Below are 23,501 nucleotides of genomic sequence, written 5' to 3' on the forward strand. Positions count from 1 at the left end.
GATGCAACATTCCTCCATACCGTTGGCGGAACGCCTCCGCCCTCGAACCCTGGCCGACCTTGTTGGACAGGAACACCTCACCGGCGAGGGAAGCATCCTGCGCAGGGCGCTGGAACAGGGTAAGATCCCATCCATGATCCTGTGGGGACCTCCGGGTGTAGGAAAAACAACGATCGCTAACATTGTAGCACATACATTGAACGTACCTTTTTACACGCTCAGCGCTATTGCGGCAGGCGTAAAGGAAGTACGTGAGGTTATAGAGATGGCTAAACACCAGCAACAGGCGGTGTTATTCATCGACGAGATCCATCGTTTTAATAAATCGCAGCAGGACGCATTGCTGGGTGCTGTTGAAAAAGGTACGATCACCCTGATCGGTGCCACTACCGAAAATCCATCTTTCGAAGTGAATGCGGCTTTGCTGTCGCGATCGCAGGTGTATGTGCTGAAAGGTCTTGGTACCGAGCAGCTGCACCAGCTGATCGCACAGGCGATGGAGCGGGACGAATGGCTGCAAAATCAACAGATCGAGCTAAAGGAAACAGAGGCGATGTTTAACATCTCCGGCGGCGACGCCCGTAAACTGTTAAACCTGTTCGAACTAGTGGTACAATCGCTCGGCCACGAATCTCCCATTGTGATCACAAATGAAAAAGTAATGGCCATCGCACAACAGCGTGTAGCCATCTACGATAAGTCCGGCGAACAGCATTACGATATTATTTCTGCTTTTATTAAGTCGATCCGCGGTAGTGATCCTAACGGCGCCGTGTATTGGTTGGCGCGTATGATCGCAGGTGGAGAGGATGTAAAGTTCATAGCACGCAGGCTGCTGATCCTGGCATCAGAAGATATCGGCAATGCCAATCCGAACGCGCTGTTGCTGGCTACGAGCTGCTTCCAGGCGGTATCGATGATCGGTTATCCGGAATCGCGCATCATCCTTTCGCAATGCGTGACTTACCTCGCCTCGTCACCAAAGAGCAATGCCTCTTATGAAGCGATCAACCGTGCGCAAAGTGTGGTGTCGCAAACAGGCGACCTGCAGGTGCCCATGCATATCCGTAATGCACCTACCAAGTTGATGAAACAACAAGGATACGGGAAGGACTATAAGTACTCGCATAGTTACGAAAACAACTTTTCTGCGCAGGAATACTTGCCGGAAGGGCTCACAGGCACAAAGTTCTACAATCCTGGCAATAATCAGCGCGAAGACGAATTACGCCGTTACCTCAAAAATCTCTGGAAAGACAAATACGGTTATTGATCCTTTTCCCTATCTAATATCTCGAACTGGATCTGCACTTGTTCGCCCGCCTCGTCGACCAGCGTAAGCGTGTGTTTACCTGGTGCGGGCCGTAATGCCAGCTGGTGAAAGTTCGCTGTCGTGTTCACAAATGCATTATCCAGGTGCCAGAATATCTTCGCATCCGGGTTACGGTGCGTCGCGCGGAATACGGTTTCGCCACGTTCCCCGCCTAACTCAAGTGGTACATAAATGCGCGCATTAGGTCTTGGGTAGATGAGGTCCATCGCGTGACCAGGCTCGTCCCCGGTGTCGCAGCCGGGTTTAAAGGGCGGCAATTGTTCATACAGGTGTTTGCTGCGGTAATAATATTCCATCGCCGGAGGCAATACGAACCAGCTTTTATGCTGCATTTGCTGGGGTAGTTCACAGGCGGCCGTTACCCGGTATTTGCCGGTGGCATCCAGGTGTACGAGTTGGTGGTACGGACACACGACGGAACGCAAGCCTGCCGCGGGCACCATTACAGAATCCGTTTCCTCACAATATGCACCGGCGCGATAACCACTTTGCCGGCATACGTTTATTTTCCTCATTAAGGATGATGGTATGTCGAACCAGCCGGTCGTTCGCAACTGCCGGAAGATTTCGAACATCACAGGTGCCGCAGTGGAAACGCCTACCAGTCCGGGCCGCCCCTCGCCATCTGTATTACCCACCCAAACACCTACTACATATTGTGGTGTTACGCCAATCGCCCATCCATCTCTAAAACCAAAGCTGGTACCCGTCTTCCATGCTACGCGTTGGGAAGATGAGAATTGCTGCCATAACATTTCCTCGCCCGGCCGCATCACATCTTCCATCGCCTGAAAAGCATACCAGATAGATGCGGCATCAATAATACCATAGGGACTCAGCTTATGTTGGGACGGACGAGTTTCGCTCAATTTGTAACCGGGTGGATGATAATCATCTTCATCATATTTACCCTCGTGCTGTTCCATGTGCAGTAAGGTGCGCGCCAGGCTGGCATACACGCCAGTCAGCTCCCACAAGGTAGTGCCGCCACCACCGAGTATCATCGACAAACCATAATGGTTGGCAGGTTTGGTAAAGGTGGTAATACCCAGGCGGCGCAGCAGGGCATGAAAACGCTGGTAACGATATTGCTGCAACATCCGCACCGCGGGAATATTCAAAGAACGTGAAAGGGCATGACTCGCGGGCACAGCCCCATCGTAATCGAGATCGAAGTTTTGCGGCGTGTAACCTGCTATTTGCGTAGGCACATCCGGCACCAAACTATTAGGCAACAACTGGCCGTCGCTCATCATCGCCGCGTACAGCAAAGGTTTTAACGTACTGCCCGGACTCCGCAACGCCTGCACCACATCCACATAACTCTCCAGCTCCACATTGCCCGGCGAGTAAATGTTGCCCACATAAGACAATGCATTACCGGTTTCCACATCCAACACCAATGCAGCCGCATTATTAATACCGTTCGCCCTGAAGCCCGCATGATGCCTGTACAATATATCGATCACGTTCCGCTGCAATTGCCCGTCAATCGAGCTTCTCACGCGTGTGTCTTCTTTATTGCCGGCTTGTTGTGTTTTGAAAAGGTCCAGCAGGTGCGGTGCCAGCTGCGGTAGCGCCAGCGGCTCGTCCGGTATAGGCTCCAGCTTAGCCAGGTCACAGGTAGCGCTATCGAAGGTGCCATTGTCGCGCAACTTCTCCAGCAAATGATTTCGTTTATTCAATAACGTTTGCCTGTTGCGGCCGGGGTGCACCAGGGCCGGACTGTTAGGCAAAACCGCCAATGCTGCCATTTCGCCCCACGACAACTGTGCAGGCTTGCGGCCATAATATCGCCACGATGCAGCTTCCAGGCCTACCACATTACCGCCGAAAGGGGCGTTAGCAGCGTACAGTCCTAGTATCGATTTTTTGGAATAACGGAACTCGAGGCGCGTTGCCTGAATAGTTTCGATCAGCTTTTGCCAAAGGTTGCGCGGCTGGTTGCGATGTAAGCGAATCACCTGCATGGTGATGGTACTGCCGCCGCTCACCACTTTACGACCTCCGAAGTTCTGCCGGATAGCACGGCCCATCGCCATAGGATCTACCCCCCAGTGGTAATAGAAACGTTTGTCTTCGTAAGCGGTAATACAGGCAGCAAACTTTGCCGGTACTTCTTTATCGCCCGGAAAGCGCCATTGCCCGTCGCCGGCAATAGCAGCGCTCAGCAACTCACCGTTGCTGTCTTCTACCACGTAGGAGGTGGGCGCCATAAACAGTTTACGTGGCAGGCAGAAGTAATAGGCGATGAGTAATACGCCAAGACCTGCCAGCCACCACTTTCTCTTGATCGCCCACTTTTTCAGTCGTTCCTTCATCTTTCATGTAAAGGCCCGTTGCCATAGTGACAACGGGCCTGTTATATTCTTTCTCTTAATTACTTGATCACTTCTACCCACTTACCCGGCACAAAGGCGTGGATGCTGTTATCATACATCGCCTCTGCTGCGGTGGCTGGCAGGTAATACCTACCGGTGTAAGCGGCGTTCAGCAACACCTGGTAAGTAACGGTCTTGTTCTCTTCCAGGTTGAAGTAGGTGTACACCCGATCGTCGCGAATGTCCTGGTAAGTAAACGGCGATACGCGTACGGTGCTGTCGTTGCCCATCAACCGGGTATTAATAATTTCCCAACCGGACGGGAACACCTGTGTAAGCGCCATCTGCTCATAATAACCACGGCGGCCCGGGTTACGCATGGTTACAGTGGCTACAAAGTCGGTGCCCTGGCGTAACGACGACGGATCAACGGACTGACCATTCCTGTTTTTATACTGCACATCCATGGTCAATATTTCCGGATCATTAGACGCATATGGGTTTTGACCGGTTTCTGGTTGCCCTTCGAGGATGAGCCTTACAAACAGCGGCCCCTGACCACGGTTCGTTACACCAGCATTACCACCGGCGGTGCCGCGGAAAGTGATGGGCACCTGTGCCAGGTAAGTAACGCTGTTGAGGTTTCCGGAGGTACCGTTCAAAGTATAACCGGCATTCATTTTTCCACCCGGTTTATTATCGCCACAATACCTGGCAATAGCGATCAGCGCGTAAGCAGTTGTTTGCGTGCTGTACCAGCTGTCTTTTGACAGATCGGCTGCCACCTGGCGTAACAGGCTGCCTGCCGAGTTGCGCTGCTTCATGAGCGTAAGCGCTTCCAGTATCATCGCACGGTCGCGCAGGTCGGAGCCATACGTGCCGCCTAATTGTGTATATGGTTTCACTTCTGTACCCAAACCTTTTACCAGGCTGGTAGCGGCTTCGGCCTGCCCCGCGAGTTGGTAGGCCATGGCCAGGCGCCATTTTGCCGGTACGGAAAGATATTGGAACTCTTTCAGTCGGTTCATCGCACCTACTTCCGGCGCTTTCGCGAGTGCCAGGAGGTACAGGCGGTAAGCCTGATCAAGGTCTGCACCGTAGAAGTTGCGGGAGTTGACGGTCCAGGCAACGGCTTTATTACGCTGGTACTTTTTCCATTGCTCCAGGAAGCCGGCCGGCAGTGCATAACCACGTTGCTGCGCTTCCAGCATAAAGTGACCGGCGTAATTCGTGCCCCACTCGTCAGATTCAGCTGCGCCAGGCCAGTAGCCCAGGCCGCCGTCAGACAGCTGGAACGACTTCAGCCTGTTAATACCTGCTTTCACATTCTTATCAATTTCAGCCTGTTTGTTTGGCGACAGTTCTATAATCGAACCAAGCGTTAGCTGCGGGAATACAGATGATGTAGTTTGCTCTACGCAACCATGCGGGTATTGGATCAGGTAGTTCAACCGTTTACCCAGGTTCAGTGGTGGAATAGAAGACACTTCCAATGTGCCGGTGTTCGTGCCGGACATACCCACAGGCGAATACGCGCTGCTCCAGTTCTGACCTGGCTCTACTACGGCTTCAATTACATTGCTGATGTATGGATTTGGATTACGCACTTCGAGTTCCACCGTTTCTTCGGCGCGTTCCTTACCGCTGGTAGCCGTGAAGGTCACCTTACCAACACCTGCCAGCGCTCTTACCTGTACATCGAAGTACACCATTTGCTCGCCGGGCTGGTTAAAGGTGATGGTTTTAGTACGCTCTCCTACTACGTCGAACAATGCGTTCGGCGCGATGGTCACGTTTACGTTGCGAACGTGCGGTTCCAGGCCGAATACGGTTACAGGTACCTGCACGGTTTCGGTAGGCCCTAACACACGTGGCAATGAAGTCAGCAGCATCAACGGCTTTTTCACCGCCACTACTTTCTCTGCTTTACCGTACGCTCCTTCATGACCTGCTACTACCATGGCTTTCACGGAGCCGATGTAAGGCGGCAGCTGGAACTGGTGCGTTTGTTTATCTCCTTTCTTAAGATAGAAAGGCCCCATAAAGGTCACCACAGGTTTAAAGCGGTTGGCCTTCGCGCCACTGGCGTTCTTATTTAATCCCTCGTCACCACCGATGCTCAGGATCCTTTCCAGGTCGGTACCCCATGCACCGATCACATAGTCGAACAGGTCCCAGGTTTTAACGCCGAGTGCTTCGCGGGCATAAAATGCGCTGTGCGGATCTGGCGTTTTGAAGCGGGTAAGATCGAGCAACCCTTCGTCCACGATGGCGATGGTGTAGGTCATTGCCTTACCATTCGTTTCGCCAACAGTGATAGACGCTTTTTCTTCCGGCCTTAATTTATCCGCCATTTTAATGGTCGGCTGTAAAATGGTATTCGGATCTTCTACAAGAATAGGCACGGTACCATACATGCGGATCGGCAGATCGTTCGCCGTTTGCGCATGTGGTTGCAACAGGCTGATGTTCACATACACATTCGGTGCCATGTTGGCCTCTGCTTTAAACGTGTAAACGGTTTGGCCTTTGTTGGTGCCGATCCAATCTGTCTTCAACACTTTGCTACCCGACTCGATGCTGATCAATGCACGACCACCTTCGGAACTTGGGATAGTGAGCGTAACGGTTTCGCCTACGTTGTATTTCGTTTTGTTCGCGTTAAACACCAGCATGGCTGCCTCGCCCGGATTCTCTTTTGCCATACGGTTCGCCCAATCCGGCCAGTCAACGTACACCGACTGCGACGCAGCGTGACCACTTTCCGGGTCTTTCACACGGATCACATAACGGCCCCAATCCGGCTGATCGATGCGCAGGCTGTAAGTGCCTTTACCATTTACCAGCGTTACGAGCTGTTTGCCTAAGAACTGATTATAGCTGTCGTTGAAGAAGTTGGAGTAGTCTGCTTCATTTTCATCCCACCACCATCTCCATCTTTCTTTATATAAACTTACTTCCACGGTGCGCGTACCAGAAACCGCGTTGCCGTTTACGTCTACATTTACCAGGCTCACCACATGATCTTTACCCGTTACCAGCATACCAGTTAAACGGTCGCCTTCCGGTGCGCGGATGCCCACGTAACTGTTAAATACATGATAAGGCATGGAGAAGTGGTCGATACTGAAATCGCCGCCCGGCTCAAATACTTTCACTTCGAAGTTGGCGTTCAGTACGCCGGGCGCCTGTTTCTCCACGTTCAATGAAGTTGACAACGGCGCGCTGCCGCTCTCGCCCAGGCTGCCTTCGAAGATGGTTTTATTTTCTACAGAAAAAGATGATACCATATCGTCGAAATGATAACCATCGAATTTCTTGAAGCTGGTATTACCGGAAGTAAGTGACACATCTACTTTCGCTTTCAGGTTTTGCGCGGTAGCACCGAAGAGCCACATGGCGCTCAAGGTACCTGTGCTGCTTTTCCTGAGTATTTCGGAGCCGAAGTCCACTTTAATTTTCAGCCTGTTGGGCTTCACCGTTTCTACGCGCACATTTTTAGTAAAGGTGGCACCTCCAACTTTTACTTTGGCAGAGTAGCTACCGGTAATGGCCTCGGACTCCGTATAAGTATGGAATTTATAAAATCCGTTGAGCGATTGATTTTGTGTAATGCGACGGTACAACTGGCCTTTCGGGTTGTACAGCTCCATCGTTACCGGGTGATTGTCTGGCAGTTTGTTGTCTTTATCTTCCAGGACAAAAGTGAGGTACAGGGAGTCGCCCGGACGCCATACGCCACGTTCTCCATAGATAAAGCCTTTAATACCGCTCTGCACTTCCTCACCCTTCACGTCAAAGCGGCTGAGTGGCAGCGAGCTGCCATCGTCCAGTTTCAGGTAGCCACGTTCGGCATCCTTCTTCGCGATCAGCAGGTAAGGTTTCCTTTTCAGTTGGAAAGTAGCGATGCCATCGCCGTCGCTTTTGCCTTTTTCGAGTACGATGCCCTGGTAGTCGAGCAGCTCGAGTTCCACGCCGCTCAAAGGTTTGGCGTCGCGAATGTCGGTTACGGCTACCAGCATGCTGTTATCATTACCGCGTTTCGCTATCAACCCGATATTGGAAGAAAGAATGTTTCGGGAAGCCCATTTATTTTTATTGTAGTAAGAGTTAGAACAAGGGCTTTCACGTTCTTCCCAGTTGTAGCCGTACGGATAATAGCTGTCATAACGGCTCCAGAATTCATCATCCTCATCAAGCTTTTCACCATAATAGCTGCCCTCTTCATCTTCACTACTTGCCTGGTCGCCCTGGGCTTCTTTGCCATTACAGCCAGCCAGGGAGTAAGATCTGCGGAAACCGATGGTTACGCGGTAAATCGCACCCGGTTCGGTACGAAGTATCTTTTCCAGGTCGAGGTTAAAGCGATTTTTACGATGCAAGTTCAGGGAACGGTCGAGGTCAAGTCGAATGGTCTTTTGCACTACGGGTGTGCCCACACGACGTAACTCATTATCACCATTCAGGCTGTTGCGCTGCAGGTATTGCGGGATATTCTTTTCGTATATTTTGATAACGGATACGTCTACGGCGTTCAGGTTTACCGCGTCGAAAGGCAGTACCAGCTTACCGGTGGAAGGCATGATCACACCATTACCGGGAATGCTTACGGAAGGCTGCCTGTTCTCAAACACCACCGATACACCAAAGGCCCTGTCCAGCCGTTTATCGTTTACATTTAACACGCCCTCGTTCACCGCCAGGTTGTACTTACCTTCCAGGCGCTCGGGGGTGAATACCTTTACTTCGCTACCTTCTACGGAAAAACGCAGGTCGCTGATGCCCGTAATACCCAGCATACCGTCCAGGCTCTGCGCGGCGTTCAACGGATCGGAGAACTGCACCAGCAGGTATTGCTCCGGCTCATATACCGGGCGTACGTCCAGCACTTTAAAGTCGCCGATCGCGGGCACGTCCAGGTTGCGGGCGCCGCTGCTTTCAATGCCTAACTCTTTGCCATTCCATTGCAGGTTCAGGCTTTTCGCCTGGTTACCTCTCGGGATATTACCGATCGTAAATTTATGTTCGCGGCCGGCCGGATTGTGCTGCCAGGTGATGGCGAGGCGTTTGCCGTCGTATTGATTGGTCAGTAATTTTTCAATGATCTGCGGATCTTCCACATCGGCCGTGTACACCACACCACTCAGGCTCATACGATCCAGCGAGGTATTACCCCAGGCTTTCAGCCCATTATCCTCCACCGAAAAGGCCGGCTTAATTACCTGGAAGTCGAAGTCGAAAGACGACAACTCACTCGGCACGTCCTTAATTACTTTGGATAATTTAAAGGTAGCCGTGTAGGCTTTACCCGGCACCATGTTCTCATTCGGCCGGAACTCGATAGTCGATGCATCTACCCAATAAGCCTTTCCTTTAATAGAGGGAGAAAAATCGAACAGGTCAACATTCACTTCTTCGTTCTGCGCATGCGGCTCGCTCGACTGGCCCGCCAGTTGAATACGAATGGGACTTTGTTTGGAAATAATGCCCGTCGTATACGCTTCCACGTATTTGGCAAACGCGGGATCGATGACTTTGCGGGAACTGCGACATCCAAAGAAAAGAAGGAGCGCCATCATACATAGAACAGATGCGGAAAACACCGTTCTCAATTGTTTTGGGTACATTGACCTAGGTTTTTTAGGACTATAATAAATTAAAGGTAACTAATATTTAATTCCGGCAAAAAGAACGTTTTATACCATTCGTCCTTTCTGCAGGCGGATAAACTTATTCACACAGGCCGGCAGTTCTTCTTCATAGTGGGTAACGTATATCATCGTTACGAACAAATGGCTGCACAGGGTTTCGAGTATGTGTTTGAAATGCGCCTTTTGCTGTGCATCCAGCCCCTGGCAGGGCTCATCGAGAATGAGTAGCGGCGGGTTCTTTACCAGTGCGCGGGCCAGCAGGGTTAATCGCTGCACGCTGTCGGGCACACTTTTAAATGAAGCTTTCGTATAGTCGCCGATGCCCAACACTTCCATCCAGCCTTCTGCCAGCTGTAATTGTTCGGCCGTACACGTGCGGATGTACCCAATGGTATCATAAAACCCGGAGCCTGCCACCTGCGCACAGGATGCCGCCGAGTTAAAATATTGATGTAATTCGGGCGATACGAAGCCGATATACTTCTTGATATCCCATATGCTTTCACCACTCCCCCGTTTCCGGTCGAACAGGATAAGGTCGTTCGCATAACCTTGTGGATTATCTGCATTAATCAGGCTAAGCAAAGTAGACTTGCCAGCGCCGTTAGGCCCGGACAGCGCCCATTTATCGCCGGCTTTCACTTCCCAGTTAATATCATAGAGGATAAGGTTGCCACCGTATTGCACCTGTACGTGCTGCATGCGCACCATATACTCAAAAGCCGGGAAGGCAGGTGCACCCGCTACCAGGGCGGCGATGCGGTCGGCATCCATGGTAAACGCCTCAGGTTGTACATCGTCGTGCGGCATGGCCTGGAATGCCTCGCGGGTGTAAGTACCCGCTACACGCCCATCTTCCAGCACCAAAACATGGGTGATAGCATCTGGTATTTCGGTGGGACTGGTGACGAGCAGCATCGTGGTACCGGCAGCCGCCAGGTTATCCACGATCTCCCGGAAGTTTTTACGCGCCTGCACGTCCAGGCCTACGAACGGACTGTCGAGCATTAACAGCACCGGCTTTTTCAAGAGTGCTTTGGCGATCATGGTGCGACGGGTTTCACCGTTGGAAAGTTTGATCACTTCCTTATCCAGCAGCGGCAGGATGTTAAGTGCTTCCAGTGAGTTATCGGCTACTTCACCGTTAGGGAACAGGTACTCCCGTACGGTAAGCGCATCGGCCGAATCGGAACTGTTAAACCGTTGCTGGTAATAAAAGTCGCCCACCATATTGGACCGGTTGCGAAAATCGTGGTGACTCGATACCTGGGCGATCAGGTCCCGGTAGGTAAAATAGGGATCTGTTACTGCATGGGTAGCCAGGTAATCTTCGTAAAAGTGATGCCGGATGGCGCCGTTAATCACGTTAAACTTACCCGCCACGGTTTGCAGCAGGCTCGTTTTGCCGGAGCCACTGCCCCCTACAATCGCCCATTGCTCGCCCTTCTTCACCTCCCAGCTTAGGCCGGTAAAAAGTGTTTTGTCCAGGTATCTTACTGTAATATGTTCTAACGAAAGGAAGCGCTGATCTGCCATGGCACCGTTGTCTATTGGTCTGTAAGGGCTAAAATTGGGAAAATTACCTGTATATCGGAAGCCCTGTCTCATAAATTTATCCTAAACTTGGGGTTGATTATCAGTGTAGATTATGAAATGGATTACCCGGGAGTTTTCCCAACTGAGCACGAATGAATTGTACGACATCCTGCACCTGCGCAGCGCGGTGTTCGTAGTGGAGCAACATTGTAATTACCAGGACCTTGACTATAACGATCAAAAAGCGTTACACCTGATGGGGTATGATGACCAGGGCCGCCTGTCCGCCTACACCCGCCTGTTCCCTCCCGGCGTTACGTTCGACATGGCCTCTATCGGGCGTGTACTCACGGCAGCGCATGCACGTGGTTCGGGCGCCGGCAAGGAATTAATGCAGGTGAGTATCGATACGGTGGAGCAAACCTGGGGCAAAGGGCCTATCAAAATAGGCGCACAGCTGTACCTTCAGAAATTTTATGAATCATTCGGCTTCGAAAAAGCCAGCGATATGTATTACGAGGATGATATCGAACATATAAAGATGGTGAGGAAGTAGGCGACTACTTCTTCGTTTTCACCTCCATCACCTTTGTATGTATTTTGTATAAAGGAATGTAGTAAGACACGTTGTACATCACGTCAAAAGCATTGCTCTTATTGCCTTTGCCATAACCCGGAATGACCAGCGCGGGGAAATCGCGGTTGGCCAGTCCTTTGTTCAGCAGGATGCGGTCACGCAAGGTCCAACCCATGTAAAAGTTCTTAAAGATTTCCGCCCGGATGCCGATCAGCAGTTCTATCCAATGAGCGGTGGCGTTCGTGCGGGGATAGCTGGCGGTATAGTTGCCATAATACGGATCATGCACCGTATAGGAGGGAATATCGTAACTGAAAGCCGCAAACCCGTAACGGATACCGGTATACACAATGTTCTTTTCTCCCGGCTCTCTCTTCTTCAACAAATTATAATCGATACCCAGGGTAATGGACGCACCATTGCCTTTATAAGAGTAGTTGGTATCGGTATGCGAAGTATTATTATAACTCAACTCACCGGCAAAGTACAGGTTACGGTTGTATTGCGCGTCGGCGGCAATGGTAACATCTGTACGGTAGGGCTGAAAATACTTGACAGCGAAACGCGTGAGGTCAATACCGAGGCGCAGGCCGCCCTGTATTTCCACCGGCTTGTATACGGTGTCTTTTTGCGCCTGTGCATTAGCTGTAACAGCCGCTGCGAGCAAAAGGATACTAAAAAAACAGCGTAAGCGTCGTTGCATTGTCGGTAGTTACTTGCTTTGAATTGATGAAGACCGAATCTATTTCGTTCTGCGTGCTAAAGATAGTATCAATATTAAAATAATTCACAAACCCGCAGCCTGCCGAAATAAAGTGAGGCACCCGTTTGTAGCGGAAGGTAATGGTATCGGCAACGCCGGTGGCCGTGGCCTTCAGGTAAAACCGGCTGCTGTCTGCCAATCCCGATAACGGTACGGTAATCGCCCGGTAGCCGCCTACCCGCTTGTAAAGTGTATCCTCACCAAGGGCCAGCACGGTCAGGTTAGGCAATATAGAATCCTTCACCACGTCGTTCCTGCCAGACGTATCCAGCCACTTAAAGCTGATGCTGGCATAGGTTTCCGTTTTGGAATTGCAGACTTTTGTTTCATCGTCGCAGGCGGAAACACCGATGGCAGTCAGCGCCATTAACACTAACGCTTTGGTCAGATTTCTCTTCATGATGGCAATATTAATAAAAAAGCCGGCATTAACGCTTTAACTCCAGCTTAAGAAACCTGGCGGTATGGCTTTCCTTGCATTTCAATAATTCTTCCGGCGTACCGGTGCAAAGGATTTGCCCGCCACCCTGGCCGCCTTCCGGCCCCAGGTCTACCAGGTAATCGGCTGTTTTGATCACATCCAGGTTATGTTCGATCACCAGCACCGTATTTCCACGGTCTACCAGCTTGTTCAACACGCCCAGCAACAGCTGAATGTCCTGGAAGTGCAGGCCGGTAGTAGGTTCATCGAGGATGTAGATGGTTTTACCGGTATCTTTCTTTGAAAGTTCGGTGGCCAGTTTGACACGCTGCGCCTCGCCACCACTGAGGGTAACGGCGCTTTGTCCCAGGGTAATGTAACCCAGGCCCACATCCTGGAGGGTTTTTATTTTCCGGTAGATGTAAGGCACCGGCTGGAAGAACTCCACGGCCTCATCCACGGTCATATCCAGCATGTCGGAAATAGACTTGCCCTTATAACGGATCTCTAAAGTTTCGCGGTTGTAGCGGCGGCCGTTACATTTTTCACAATGCACGAACACATCCGGCAAAAAGTTCATTTCGATGGTGCGAACGCCCGCACCTTCACAAACGTCGCAGCGACCACCTTTTACGTTAAAGGAGAAACGACCTGCGTTGTAGCCACGGATCTTTGCCTCGGGCACGGCGGCCAGTAAGGTGCGGATGTCGGTAAAGAACCCGCAATAGGTAGCCGGGTTACTTCTTGGCGTACGGCCAATCGGCGACTGATCAATCTCAATTACTTTATCGATATGCTCCAGCCCTTTAATGCTCTTGTAAGGCATCGGTACCTGTTTGCTGTCGTAAGCGTGCTTCGACAGGATAGGGTACAGGGTCTCGTTGATCAACGTAGATTTACCACTGCCGGATACGCCTGTCACACAAATGAAGGTGGCCAGCGGCAGGGAGAGGTCTACATTTTTGAGGTTGTTGCCGCTTGCGCCTTTCAGCTCCAGCTTTTTACCATTGCCTTTGCGGCGAACGGGCGGCGTGTCTACTTCATGAATACCTTTCAGGTATCCCGCGGTAGCGGTATCGAGTTCTAAAATTTCTTTCGGTGTACCCTGGGCTACGATGCGGCCGCCGTGTTTACCTGCACCCGGACCAATATCGATCAGGTAATCGGCGTGCAGCATAATGTCTTTGTCATGCTCCACCACGATCACGGTATTACCCATGGCTTTCAGGTTGCGAAGTGCATCGATCAGGCGCATGTTATCGCGCTGGTGCAAACCGATGCTCGGCTCGTCCAGGATGTACGTAATGCCCATCAGCTGTGAGCCAATCTGCGTTGCCAGGCGAATACGCTGCGATTCACCACCGCTCAGCGTACGAGTGGCGCGGCTCAGCGTAAGGTAATTCAGGCCCACGTCCAGCAAAAAGCCGGTACGCTCGCGTATTTCCTTCAGAATGTCTTTGGCGATGGCATTCTGCTTTTTATCCAGTCGCTTTTCGAGGTCTTTGAACCAGGCGGCCATACCATCCAGGTTCATCGCACCTACTTCGGCAATATTTTTTTCATCTATTTTGAAGAAGAGACTTTCTTTCCTCAAACGTGCCCCGTTACATTCCGGGCAGGCGCTAAGCTGCATAAAGCCTTCGGCCCAGGTGCGCACATGTTCGGAAGAGGTATCATTGAAGTAACGCCTTACCATGTTCACCACACCTTCGTATTCGGTGGATACCATGGTGGTGGCTGCATCTTCCTCATAATCCATATCCATATCCAGCTTACCGTTTTCGTCACCGAACAACAAAAGGTTCAACGCTTTTTCGGGCAGGGAAGATACAGGAGCCGTGAGGGAGAATTTATATTTACGCGCCAGCTGCTGCACCTGTTTAAAGGAGAAGCTGTCGCGGCTTTCGCCTAATGGCACAATAGCGCCGTCGTTGATGGATTTGGAACGATCGGGAATTACATCTTCCATATTGATCTGGTAAATCGTGCCCAGGCCTTTACAACGGGGGCAGGCACCATACGGCGAGTTAAACGAGAACGTATTCGGCGACGGTTCTTCGTACGACAAGCCCGTTTCCTCACACATCAGCTGACGGCTGTACTGCATGGTTTTGCCGGAGTCATTGTCCATCACGAACATCAGCCCCTTACCCATTTGCAGCGCTTTCTGCACACTCTGGCTCATACGCACCCGCGCATCTTCCTGCACCTGCAAACGATCGATCACCAGCTCAATGTCGTGTATCTTGTAACGGTCCACCTGCATACGCTCTTTCAGGTCCAGGATTTCACCATCCACCCGCACTTTCAGGTAGCCTTGTTTACGCACCTGCTCAAACAGTTCGCGGTAGTGACCTTTACGGCCGCGCACCAATGGCGCCAGTACCACTATTTTCTTCTTATGGGAGTTGCGGAAAAGGTGTTCCATAATTTCCTCTTCGGAGAAGCGGGTCATGGCCTTACCTGTATTGTAAGAGTACGCCACGCCAACACGGGCGTAGAGCAAACGTAAAAAGTCGTATATCTCGGTAATAGTACCTACGGTAGAGCGGGGATTTTTGTTGGTCGTTTTCTGCTCAATGGAAATAACCGGCGAAAGACCCGTGATCTTATCTACATCGGGGCGTTCCATGTCGCCTATAAACTGGCGTGCGTAGGCAGAAAAACTTTCCATATAACGGCGCTGCCCTTCCGCATAAATGGTATCGAAGGCGAGGGATGATTTTCCGCTGCCGCTGATACCGGTGATAACAACCAGTTTATTCTTGGGGATCCTGATGTCCAGGTTTTTTAGATTATGCTCGCGGGCACCATAAACTTCGATCTGTTCATCGCTGTTTAACACCGGAGCTATCTCTGCTTTTTGACTATTCTTTTGCTTTGCCATAACATTCCTCGAACCAAAATACTAAGTTACGGCAAAGCAGGCAGAAAGCAATTAACGGAGTAGTGCATCATCCCCCTAAAAAAACACCCCGTTGCCCTAAAAACAGGCAACAGGGTGAAAAACAGGCAGATAGCTAATTATTTAGAGAATTTACGCTCGTGTTCGGCCACTTTTTGCTGGTACATTTCCTTCTGCTCCGGCGTCAGTTCCTGGATGTAAGATGGCGGCAGCGCCAGCAGCTCTTTCGACGGTGGCGCTTTGTCTACCAGCACATTGCCGGACTTCTTCTTTTCAAGATCAAAAGCGTCGTACAATTCGCCGGTAATAGTGAAAGACTGGTAGCGTAATACGTTCGCTTCCACATTCACCACCTGGTAAAACTGGGTGTTGGCGCCGGCGCGTTGCTGCCAGCCATCCAAAGCAGGTACGTATTGTTTTGGACCGCTCACAGAAGTAAGGTAAACCGGCCCTTTCAAACTGATCTTTTTACCCTGTGCAGACTGTTCGCCAATACCACGGCCGTAGGTATGGTCGTGGCCCGTCAGCACGAGGTCCACTCTATACTTTTCGAACATCGGGCGCAGCGCGTCGCGGAGCGATTTATTGTCGCGGCCTTCCTTCGATGAAAATACAGGGTGATGCATGGTGACGATCGTCCAGCGGTTAGGATTGTCTTTCAGCAAACCTTCCAGCCAGGCCATCTGGCTCACACTATCCGCCGCGTTCAGCAAGAAAGATTGCGAGCAGATGGAGATGACACGCAGCTGTTGATAATCGACATAATACGCTCTCTCTTCCAGGCCATGCGGACCATTTTCCGGGAACGCGAATATCGGGCGCCAGAGTTTTGTAACGGTGAGCTTACGCTGCTCGTCCCGATAGTACTCATGATTCCCCGGCGTAGCGATGGTCGGCACCATGCCATAAATCCAGCCGCCGGCGTAAAAGAACTCGCCCCATTCGCTGTCGACGTTTGTACGGTTACACAAGTCGCCTGCATGCAGCATGAAACGCGCCTGCGGATCTTTCGCATAAGCTGCGCGAATGGCGCGGCTCCACAAACTTTTGTGATCGTTTTGCGCATCGCCCATATAAATGAACGAGAACGGACTAAAGCCGCTGGTAGCCGTGGTAAAATGCAGCCACTCACTCCAGTTACGGCCGTCACCTACGCGGTACATATATTGTGTAGCGGGTTGCAGGCCGGTGAAGTTTACGGTGTGATAATTAGCGGTGCCGCCGGGCAGTTGGAGAAATTGTGTAGCCGCGTCAAATACACGAGGTGTTACTTCTCTTGCCGGGTGTGGCGAAGCAAGTTTGATTTCTGCTATGCCTTTGGTGGTCGCCGAATCGGTGCGCCAGGTTACTGCCTGCGTGGTGGCAGGCTCGCTGGCGAACGTAAGTATAATGCGGTCGGGCACCGGGCTGGCCGGGTACACCGGCGAAATTTCCTGGGCTTGTACTGCTGCGGGCAATACAAGCGCCAGCCATAACATCGTCTTTTTCATCATCTGGTATCGTATCAACATAAAAAATTAAAAACGGAAGCTAATGCCCGCACTACCCCACCAACCGTCAACATAAGTATTCAACGGGTATTGCTCACTGCCAAAGTAATCGCTGCGTTTTGCGCGGGTCAGGTTGCTCAGGTTCAGCGTAGCCTTAAAGTGTTTACCGATTTGCTGTGAGGCCGAGAAGTCCAGCTGCATACGGCCTTTCTCGTGCGTATCGAATGCTGCGATATCACCTACTTCGGTCAGGTAGCTGGCAAAGAAGTAAGAAGATACGCGGCCGGAGAAACCGAATTTCTCGTACGTGAGCGACACGTTACCCACGTGCGGACGCATTTCGGGCATCGCGATCTTACGGGCGGTTTCGACAGTCGGCGTAGTTAATTCTGACTGGATGTAAGTATAGTTGGTGTAGATACCGAAGCCGTTCAGGAAGCCGGGCAGGAACGTGAATTGCTGTTGCCAGGCCACTTCGAAGCCATACAGTTTACCGCGACCACCATTCGTTTTTGTGTTGATGCGGTAGCCGTCGTACTCGCCGCCTTTCTGTTCGTAAGAGTAATCGAACAATACTTTATTCACATTTTTATAAAACACACCGCCACTCAGCAAACCGATGGATTTAAAATAATGCTCACCCAACAGGTCATAGTTGATCGCCGGCTCTTCCACCAGGTCAGGGTTACCCTGGTTGATGCGTTTTCTTCTCCTTTCAATTTCCTGCCAGGGAACCAGGTCATAGTAGTTCGGGCGGGACAGGGAGCGGGTAACAGCTGCACGCAGATTGGTGCGATTGCTGATTTTATACTTCAGGTTCAGCGACGGATAAAATCCGTGGAACGCGTTACCGTTGTCGATCTTAGTGGTGGAAATATAAGTACCGGTTTCGTCAAGCAACACCTGGTTGCCTTTGTAGTCGAACGATGTACGCTCGAAACGCACGCCCGCTACCACATCCAGCTTCTCGGTTTTCAAGGTACCCATTACGTAAGCCGCCATCATATCTTCTTTACCCTTGTAAGAATCCGGGTCAGTGTTCTGGCGCGTGTAAGTAGGATCGTCGGAGAATTTGGCCTTATTCGCCTGGAAGTATTGTTCCATGCGCTCCGTTTCCGGGAAACCGTTCAGGTTCATGAAATCGTTCAGGAAGTTATCGCGCTTGTAGTCAGACAGGAAGTCGCTGAGTTTAAAATCATCTTCCGAGGCCAACAACACGTGGTTGTAATAGTTGCGAAAACGTTCATTAGTTTTATAACGATAACGGCCACCGAACTTTAGGTCGATCCTGCTGGTTTTACCCAGCGAAAATTCACGAATAGCGTTAAAGGAAGCCTGTGCATCTTTATCATCTACCCGCTCGTGACGGTTAATGTAGTTGCGTGTAGTGTAGTTCGACAGATCGGAAGCAGTAGTACCATCGTAGCTCAGCACCGGTTGCGAAGGGTCGGCCAGGTTGATACGGGCTGACTGATCCCCCAGATTGAAAGAGGCGTTCCAGTATTTAGGCTGATCATACAAGCCTTTATTCAGGTTGATGTCATACGCGATTTTCATTTTACCGGCGAGCGATTTACCACCCAGGTTGAGGGTAAAGATATCGCGGTGATAATCGCGCCAGCGGCCATCGCGGTAGATAGTTATATCCGCGGCCTGATCGTTGCTCGTCCATTCACCAATGCTATTTCCTACGCTACCAGAGTATTGAAACTCGTAGTATTTATTGTAGATCGCACGCAGGTACAGGTTGGTATTTTTACCTGCATCGTAGTTCAGGTCGATGTTCAGACCCAGGTTTTTACGATCGATCTTAAATGCTTCGTAGGTAATGCTTTCCGGCTTACGCACTTCAGCCTCCCCGATTTCATAATCAGCATAAGAAATATCGATACGGTCCTGGCCACGCGTGCTCTGGAAGTAGCTGCCGCTCACCAGGTAACCGAACTTGTTCTTCTTACGGCCATAAGAAAGGGACAGGTCGTAGTTTGCCTTTTCGGTAAGACCGTTATAACCTACCAGCGCTTTACCCGCCAGTACCGGCTTTTCTTCCTGCGCGCTTTTAGTGATGATGTTGATTACTCCACCCGTAGCATCCGCATCACGGTCGGGTGTTAATGTTTTGATGATCTCGATCGCTTCTACCGTGTTGGAAAGTACACCGTTCAGGTCCGTGGTACGCGATTGCGTTTCCGTAGCCGGCACACGGTTACCGTTCATGTTTACGGCGTTACGCGTAGGGTCCAGACCGCGAATGATCACATCGCGCGCCACACCGTAGCTATAACCTACCGCTACACCTGGCACACGTTGCAGCGACTCGGCCACCGTGTTGTCAGGAAACTTTTCGATCTGCTCTGCAGAAAGCACATACTTGATATTATCAGCGTTACGCATGGAGTTAAGCGCTTTTACCTCGCCCCTGCGGATGCCGGAAATCGTTACGCCACCCAGCGCTTTCGTGAGCGACTCGAGCATAATCGGCAGGTGCATGGTTTCACCGCCGGACAATGACACTTGTTTTTCCATCGTTACAAAACCGATGTATCCGGTAACGATCGTGTAGCTACCCGGGCGCAGGTTCGAGATCAGGTAGTCGCCATCTTTATCGGCCGTAGCACCCATCTCTGTACCTTTAACGCGTACCGTAGCATAAGGCAATACTTGTCCGTTAGCGGCATCGCGAACAGAGCCTTTTAACACCGCATAACGTACCGGCTCTGGTTTTGCCGGTGTAATAAATACTTTGTTACCACGCAGCGAGGCGGCCAGGCTGCGGCTGGTGAACAGGCGGTCGAGCACCACGTCGAGGGGTGCATTGTTTACCGAAAGGCTTACCGGTGCGGCATGGCGAATGTCTTCTTCAAAATAGGTAAAGGCGAGACCCGTATTCTCCTGCAAATCGTTGATCGCTTCTTTCAGCGGACGGTTACTGAGGCTGAGCGACACTTTATAATCGTTCAGCTTCTGCTGTGCTGTGAGTGTGTTGCAGGTAATAACGAAAGTCAATAGGAATCCCATACGCCTTAAAAAGGCGCTGGCATGCAGTTGCTTCATATAAGGTTGTTTAATGTTTCTTTTTTAGATAGATGGTACTGTCGCGAATAATAAAGTCCACTTTGTTGGCGACCTTTACGGCCTGTAATATTTCTCTTAAAGACGGTTGGCGGAACATGCTGGTAAAGCGCAGTTGTGCGATACCCGCGTCCTCGAACACCACTTTTACATCGTAATAATTTTCCAGCAGTCCGGCTACTTCCTTTAATGGCGCTGCGTTAAACACGATGCCACCGTTTTTGATCACCGCTGCTTCCTGTTCGGAAAAGCGTTTCACCTCCCAGCTATCTTCCACCACATGGTAGCGGAGCGATTGGTTAGGTGTTAACACCGCGAGCGCCTGTGCCGTATCGGCTGCATGTTTCAGCACCTGCACCTTACCTTCTACCAGGCTTACGCATACTTCCTCATCATCATTCGCGTTCACACTAAAAGCGGTACCTAATACCCGCGTGGTAATATCACCTGAATGCACCAGGAAGGGCGATTCGTCTTTCGTAACATTGAAATAGCCCTCTCCACTCAGGTATACCTCCCGCTGCCCGCCTGTAAACTGGTTCGGGAAACGGATAGTGCTTAAAGGCGCCAGTCGTACCGTTGAACCTTCGGGGAACGTAACGGTGGTAAGCCGGCCTGCACCTGCTTTTATTTGTTGCCAGGTAACGGCTTGCGTTTTTTGTTTTTTAAGGCCGGACAAATACGCTGTTACGCCGGCAATAGAGCTGCATATCAGCAACACCGCCGCGGCTTGCCAGTAGCGCATCGGCCTTACTTTCGCAGGCACCGGCGCGGCTGGTTCGTGCAGGCGCGATATGAACTGCAGCCGCTGATGCACTGCCACATCTGTTTCCGCATTCAGAAAAGCGGGCTTCAGGCTTTCGTACACCTGGCGGTAACGTTCCTGCGACAGGAACAATTCACGCCACTGCGCTTCCTGCTGCTCGTCCGCCTCACCGGCCAGTATAGCATATACCAGCGCCCAGTTAATATGATCAAGTTCCTGTTTCACGCTTCTGTATATTGGCCGGTCTTTTTTATCAATCCTTTAAAATATTCCTTCAACCTTTTGTTGGCTTTGTGTAGCTGAAAGTTGACCGTACCTTCCGACAACTGTAACAATTGCGCGATCTCCGACGGATGATATTCCTGGAAACGATGCAGCCGGAAAATCTCACGCTGCCGGGCCGTCAACTGGCGTAAAGCGCGATCGATGCCTTCCTCTATATCTTTTGATTCCATATGATCGGTGGCTTCGGCACGATGCTCGTTCACCACGGCATCCGTGAGCGTTTCGATCACCAATATCTTTTTCCGCAGGATGTTGAATGTGGCATTGCGGGTGGCTACGCTTAAGTAGGCTTTCAGGCTGCTGCTGATTTCTAAAGTGGCGCGTTTCTGCCAGAGGCTGTGCAGCACATCGGCCGCAATTTCCTCGGCCTCTTCGCTGTTGCTGTTATAATAGAAAGCGGTGTTCGTGAGCTCCCTGTAATACTTTACAAAAAGCACTTCAAACGCTTTGTGATCATCCTGCCGGATATACTCCCATAAAAGTTCATCTACATGCTGGCTCATAACCGCTATATCCCTGTTCACATAAAAAGACACATTTTGGAGATGATTTTTATACGGAGACGTGTTACCATAAGGTTAACATAGCGAATGCTACGCTGGTGGGGATTGCGTATGTTACTGTAAGGTTAAGAAACAGGCGGAGCGGAGGGGACTCCCCTGCGTCTCGTAGGGACGAAGGTTTACTTATGCGACAAAGCCACGCTGCGTCGCATAGGGGCGAAGTTTAGGCCGCATTGCAGGGCCAGACTATGAATTGGCCCGCGCCCATGGCGTTTCCCGATGCGATCAATGAACAAATAGTGAGAATTAGTGGCCGAACTTCTCCACCCCAAACACCAGGAACCCGGGAGTCGGAATGCCATACGCTCGACAAATGCTTGGTTCGGGATCTTTCTCGTAAGAAAAATTGATGACGGTACCTGAGACTTGAAACTCGCCGGGCAGGTTAGTGGCGCGTATATCGATACTGTCGTGCCCACTGGGGATACGTATAAACCAACCGCCGCAGGCCATCCAATCCTCCCCTCTCACTACACCTTTTACAATAGGGGGATGCGTACTTTGCTTACCGCAAGCAGCAAGCAGGCCAAGGGCTACAATCATTACAACGATGGAATATATTTTCATATGGGGGACAGTTTGTGCTTATAAAACGCCCGTACCGGCAGAATGTTACAGCTCTATTGTTTACACTTCCAGTCTGTATAATAAGTGTGGGAAGCAGTATTGCTACTTACAGACTGGTAACTGGTTACATAACCGATGTTGTTCACGATGTGGTTGGAGTAATCCCTGCGCTCTACCCGGTAGCTGCCCGACCATGACTCGGCCGACTTACGCAGGTGATGCGGCATCAGGTGGAGGTAGCCCAGGGCTTCCAGCAGGTCGAAGGAGATCATAGCGTCACCGCGTTCCTCGTCGTACACCACCCCGTTTACCGGCGCATGGCCGTAGTCGTAGGTATACACCAGGCGTAAACCTGTGGTATCACGGTCGGCGATGGAGAGAATGTTGCCATGCGTATCGTAAGCCACGTTAAACACGCCGCTGAGGTCATTGCCCCAGGTAAACTTCACCAGGCGGCCCTGTTTGTCGTAAAAATAGTTCACCAGCAACGAGAAGCCTGGCTGGCCCTCGCGGGTTGCGCGGAACAGGCTTTGAATCACCCGGCCTGCACTATCTACCTTAGCGGAAAGCAGCCGATGCCCGTCCGCAGAGCGCTCCAGGAACACGTTACCGCCATCGCGCACTACCTTTAAATCGAAGTGCCGGCTGTAAGCTGCCGCCGTATTGCTTTGCAGCACATAAGCATCGCCTGCCGCATTATAGGTTTTACGATATATATATGGGTAACCATTTGCATTTTTATCCATACCACTGCCATTGCCCCAGCCAAAGCGCTCGGGCTCACATTCTACGGCTACATCCGGCGCAAAGCCTGGCTTTACCGGCAATAACGCATCATCCGTCTTTCCGCAGGAAAACCCTTGCGAACAGAGTATTAGCAAAAGAACCACCCGTAGCAAAATGCTAGCGTTTTTTTGACTCATAGTAATTGCATTAAGCAATAAATGATGCGAATAACAAGGTGGAGATTCAAAAGATATGAGTTAACAGAAAAAGGGGTACGATAGAAATAGTATCACAAAAATAGGCAACTTATAGTTGCCCGCGGTAAACTGCGTATTATATTTTTGGATTTAATATTTAAAATAGCTTAATGTATGGGCAGAGGCGGTCCGCCGCTTCAGTAAGCCGCCAGGCTGAAAACACCACTTGCAGCGCGATAAAGGCGAGACGACGGTAGCTGGAGTACAGCCAACAGGTATTTTCTGCACAAAAAAGACCGGGCACTCAAAGCGCCCGGTCTCCCAATTA

14 protein-coding genes are annotated in these 23,501 nt (G+C 51.0%); 2 read left to right on the forward strand and 12 right to left on the reverse strand.

Features of this window, described 5'->3' with window-relative positions:
• Window position 1 precedes the first annotated feature (1 nt).
• A complete protein-coding gene (locus tag MKQ68_RS19300) occupies window positions 2-1,273 on the forward strand; it encodes a replication-associated recombination protein A (RefSeq protein ID WP_264280530.1) in 1,272 nt (423 codons plus the stop codon).
• Here MKQ68_RS19300 and pbpC read toward each other — a convergent pair.
• From pbpC to MKQ68_RS19315, 3 genes are all read right to left on the reverse strand, one after another.
• Window positions 1,267-3,654 (reverse strand): penicillin-binding protein 1C, encoded by a 2,388-nt coding sequence (gene pbpC, locus MKQ68_RS19305; RefSeq protein ID WP_264280531.1) that lies wholly within the window; start codon window positions 3,652-3,654, stop codon window positions 1,267-1,269. The genes MKQ68_RS19300 and pbpC overlap by 7 nt on opposite strands.
• A 59-nt stretch (window positions 3,655-3,713) precedes the next feature.
• Window positions 3,714-9,281, reverse strand: coding sequence for an alpha-2-macroglobulin family protein (locus MKQ68_RS19310; RefSeq protein ID WP_264280532.1), 5,568 nt, complete (start codon window positions 9,279-9,281; stop codon window positions 3,714-3,716).
• Window positions 9,282-9,350: 69 nt separating this feature from the next.
• A complete protein-coding gene (locus tag MKQ68_RS19315) occupies window positions 9,351-10,841 on the reverse strand; it encodes an ATP-binding cassette domain-containing protein (RefSeq protein WP_264280533.1) in 1,491 nt (496 codons plus the stop codon).
• A gap of 112 nt (window positions 10,842-10,953) precedes the next feature.
• Between MKQ68_RS19315 and MKQ68_RS19320 the strand changes: the two genes are divergently transcribed.
• A complete protein-coding gene (locus tag MKQ68_RS19320) occupies window positions 10,954-11,397 on the forward strand; it encodes a GNAT family N-acetyltransferase (RefSeq protein WP_264280534.1) in 444 nt (147 codons plus the stop codon).
• 4 nt (window positions 11,398-11,401) lie between these two features.
• Here MKQ68_RS19320 and MKQ68_RS19325 read toward each other — a convergent pair whose 3' ends face one another.
• The 9 genes from MKQ68_RS19325 to MKQ68_RS19365 all read right to left on the reverse strand — a co-directional run bounded on the left by MKQ68_RS19325 (window position 11,402) and on the right by MKQ68_RS19365 (window position 23,131).
• Entirely contained in the window at window positions 11,402-12,121 is a 720-nt protein-coding gene (locus MKQ68_RS19325; RefSeq protein ID WP_264280535.1) for a DUF6048 family protein, read from the reverse strand.
• Entirely contained in the window at window positions 12,093-12,581 is a 489-nt protein-coding gene (locus MKQ68_RS19330; RefSeq protein WP_244842402.1) for a DUF6452 family protein, read from the reverse strand. Before MKQ68_RS19330 ends, MKQ68_RS19325 begins: the two co-directional genes overlap by 29 nt.
• A 28-nt stretch (window positions 12,582-12,609) precedes the next feature.
• Window positions 12,610-15,489 (reverse strand): excinuclease ABC subunit UvrA, encoded by a 2,880-nt coding sequence (gene uvrA / locus MKQ68_RS19335; protein ID WP_264280536.1) that lies wholly within the window; start codon window positions 15,487-15,489, stop codon window positions 12,610-12,612.
• Window positions 15,490-15,626: 137 nt separating this feature from the next.
• Window positions 15,627-17,018: a purple acid phosphatase family protein gene (locus MKQ68_RS19340; protein WP_264280537.1), complete on the reverse strand. Its 1,392-nt coding sequence runs from the start codon at window positions 17,016-17,018 to the stop codon at window positions 15,627-15,629.
• Between the two features lie 6 nt (window positions 17,019-17,024).
• The gene (locus MKQ68_RS19345) at window positions 17,025-20,051 is read right to left on the reverse strand and encodes a TonB-dependent receptor (RefSeq protein ID WP_264280538.1); all 3,027 of its coding nucleotides are present in this window, start codon (window positions 20,049-20,051) and stop codon (window positions 17,025-17,027) included.
• 10 nt (window positions 20,052-20,061) lie between these two features.
• A complete protein-coding gene (locus MKQ68_RS19350; RefSeq protein WP_264280539.1) occupies window positions 20,062-21,060 on the reverse strand; it encodes a FecR family protein in 999 nt (332 codons plus the stop codon).
• Window positions 21,057-21,644, reverse strand: coding sequence for a sigma-70 family RNA polymerase sigma factor (locus MKQ68_RS19355; protein ID WP_264280540.1), 588 nt, complete (start codon window positions 21,642-21,644; stop codon window positions 21,057-21,059). The genes MKQ68_RS19350 and MKQ68_RS19355 overlap by 4 nt, the downstream gene beginning before the upstream one ends.
• A gap of 285 nt (window positions 21,645-21,929) precedes the next feature.
• Window positions 21,930-22,250 carry a hypothetical protein gene (locus MKQ68_RS19360; protein ID WP_264280541.1) on the reverse strand — a complete coding sequence of 107 codons (321 nt, stop codon included), beginning with the start codon at window positions 22,248-22,250 and terminating at the stop codon, window positions 21,930-21,932.
• Window positions 22,251-22,303: 53 nt separating this feature from the next.
• Window positions 22,304-23,131, reverse strand: a complete 828-nt coding sequence (locus MKQ68_RS19365) for a hypothetical protein (RefSeq protein ID WP_264280542.1) — start codon at window positions 23,129-23,131, stop codon at window positions 22,304-22,306.
• Window positions 23,132-23,501 lie beyond the last annotated feature (370 nt).

This window comes from Chitinophaga horti, from assembly GCF_022867795.2.
GTDB classification, from domain to species: domain Bacteria; phylum Bacteroidota; class Bacteroidia; order Chitinophagales; family Chitinophagaceae; genus Chitinophaga; species Chitinophaga horti.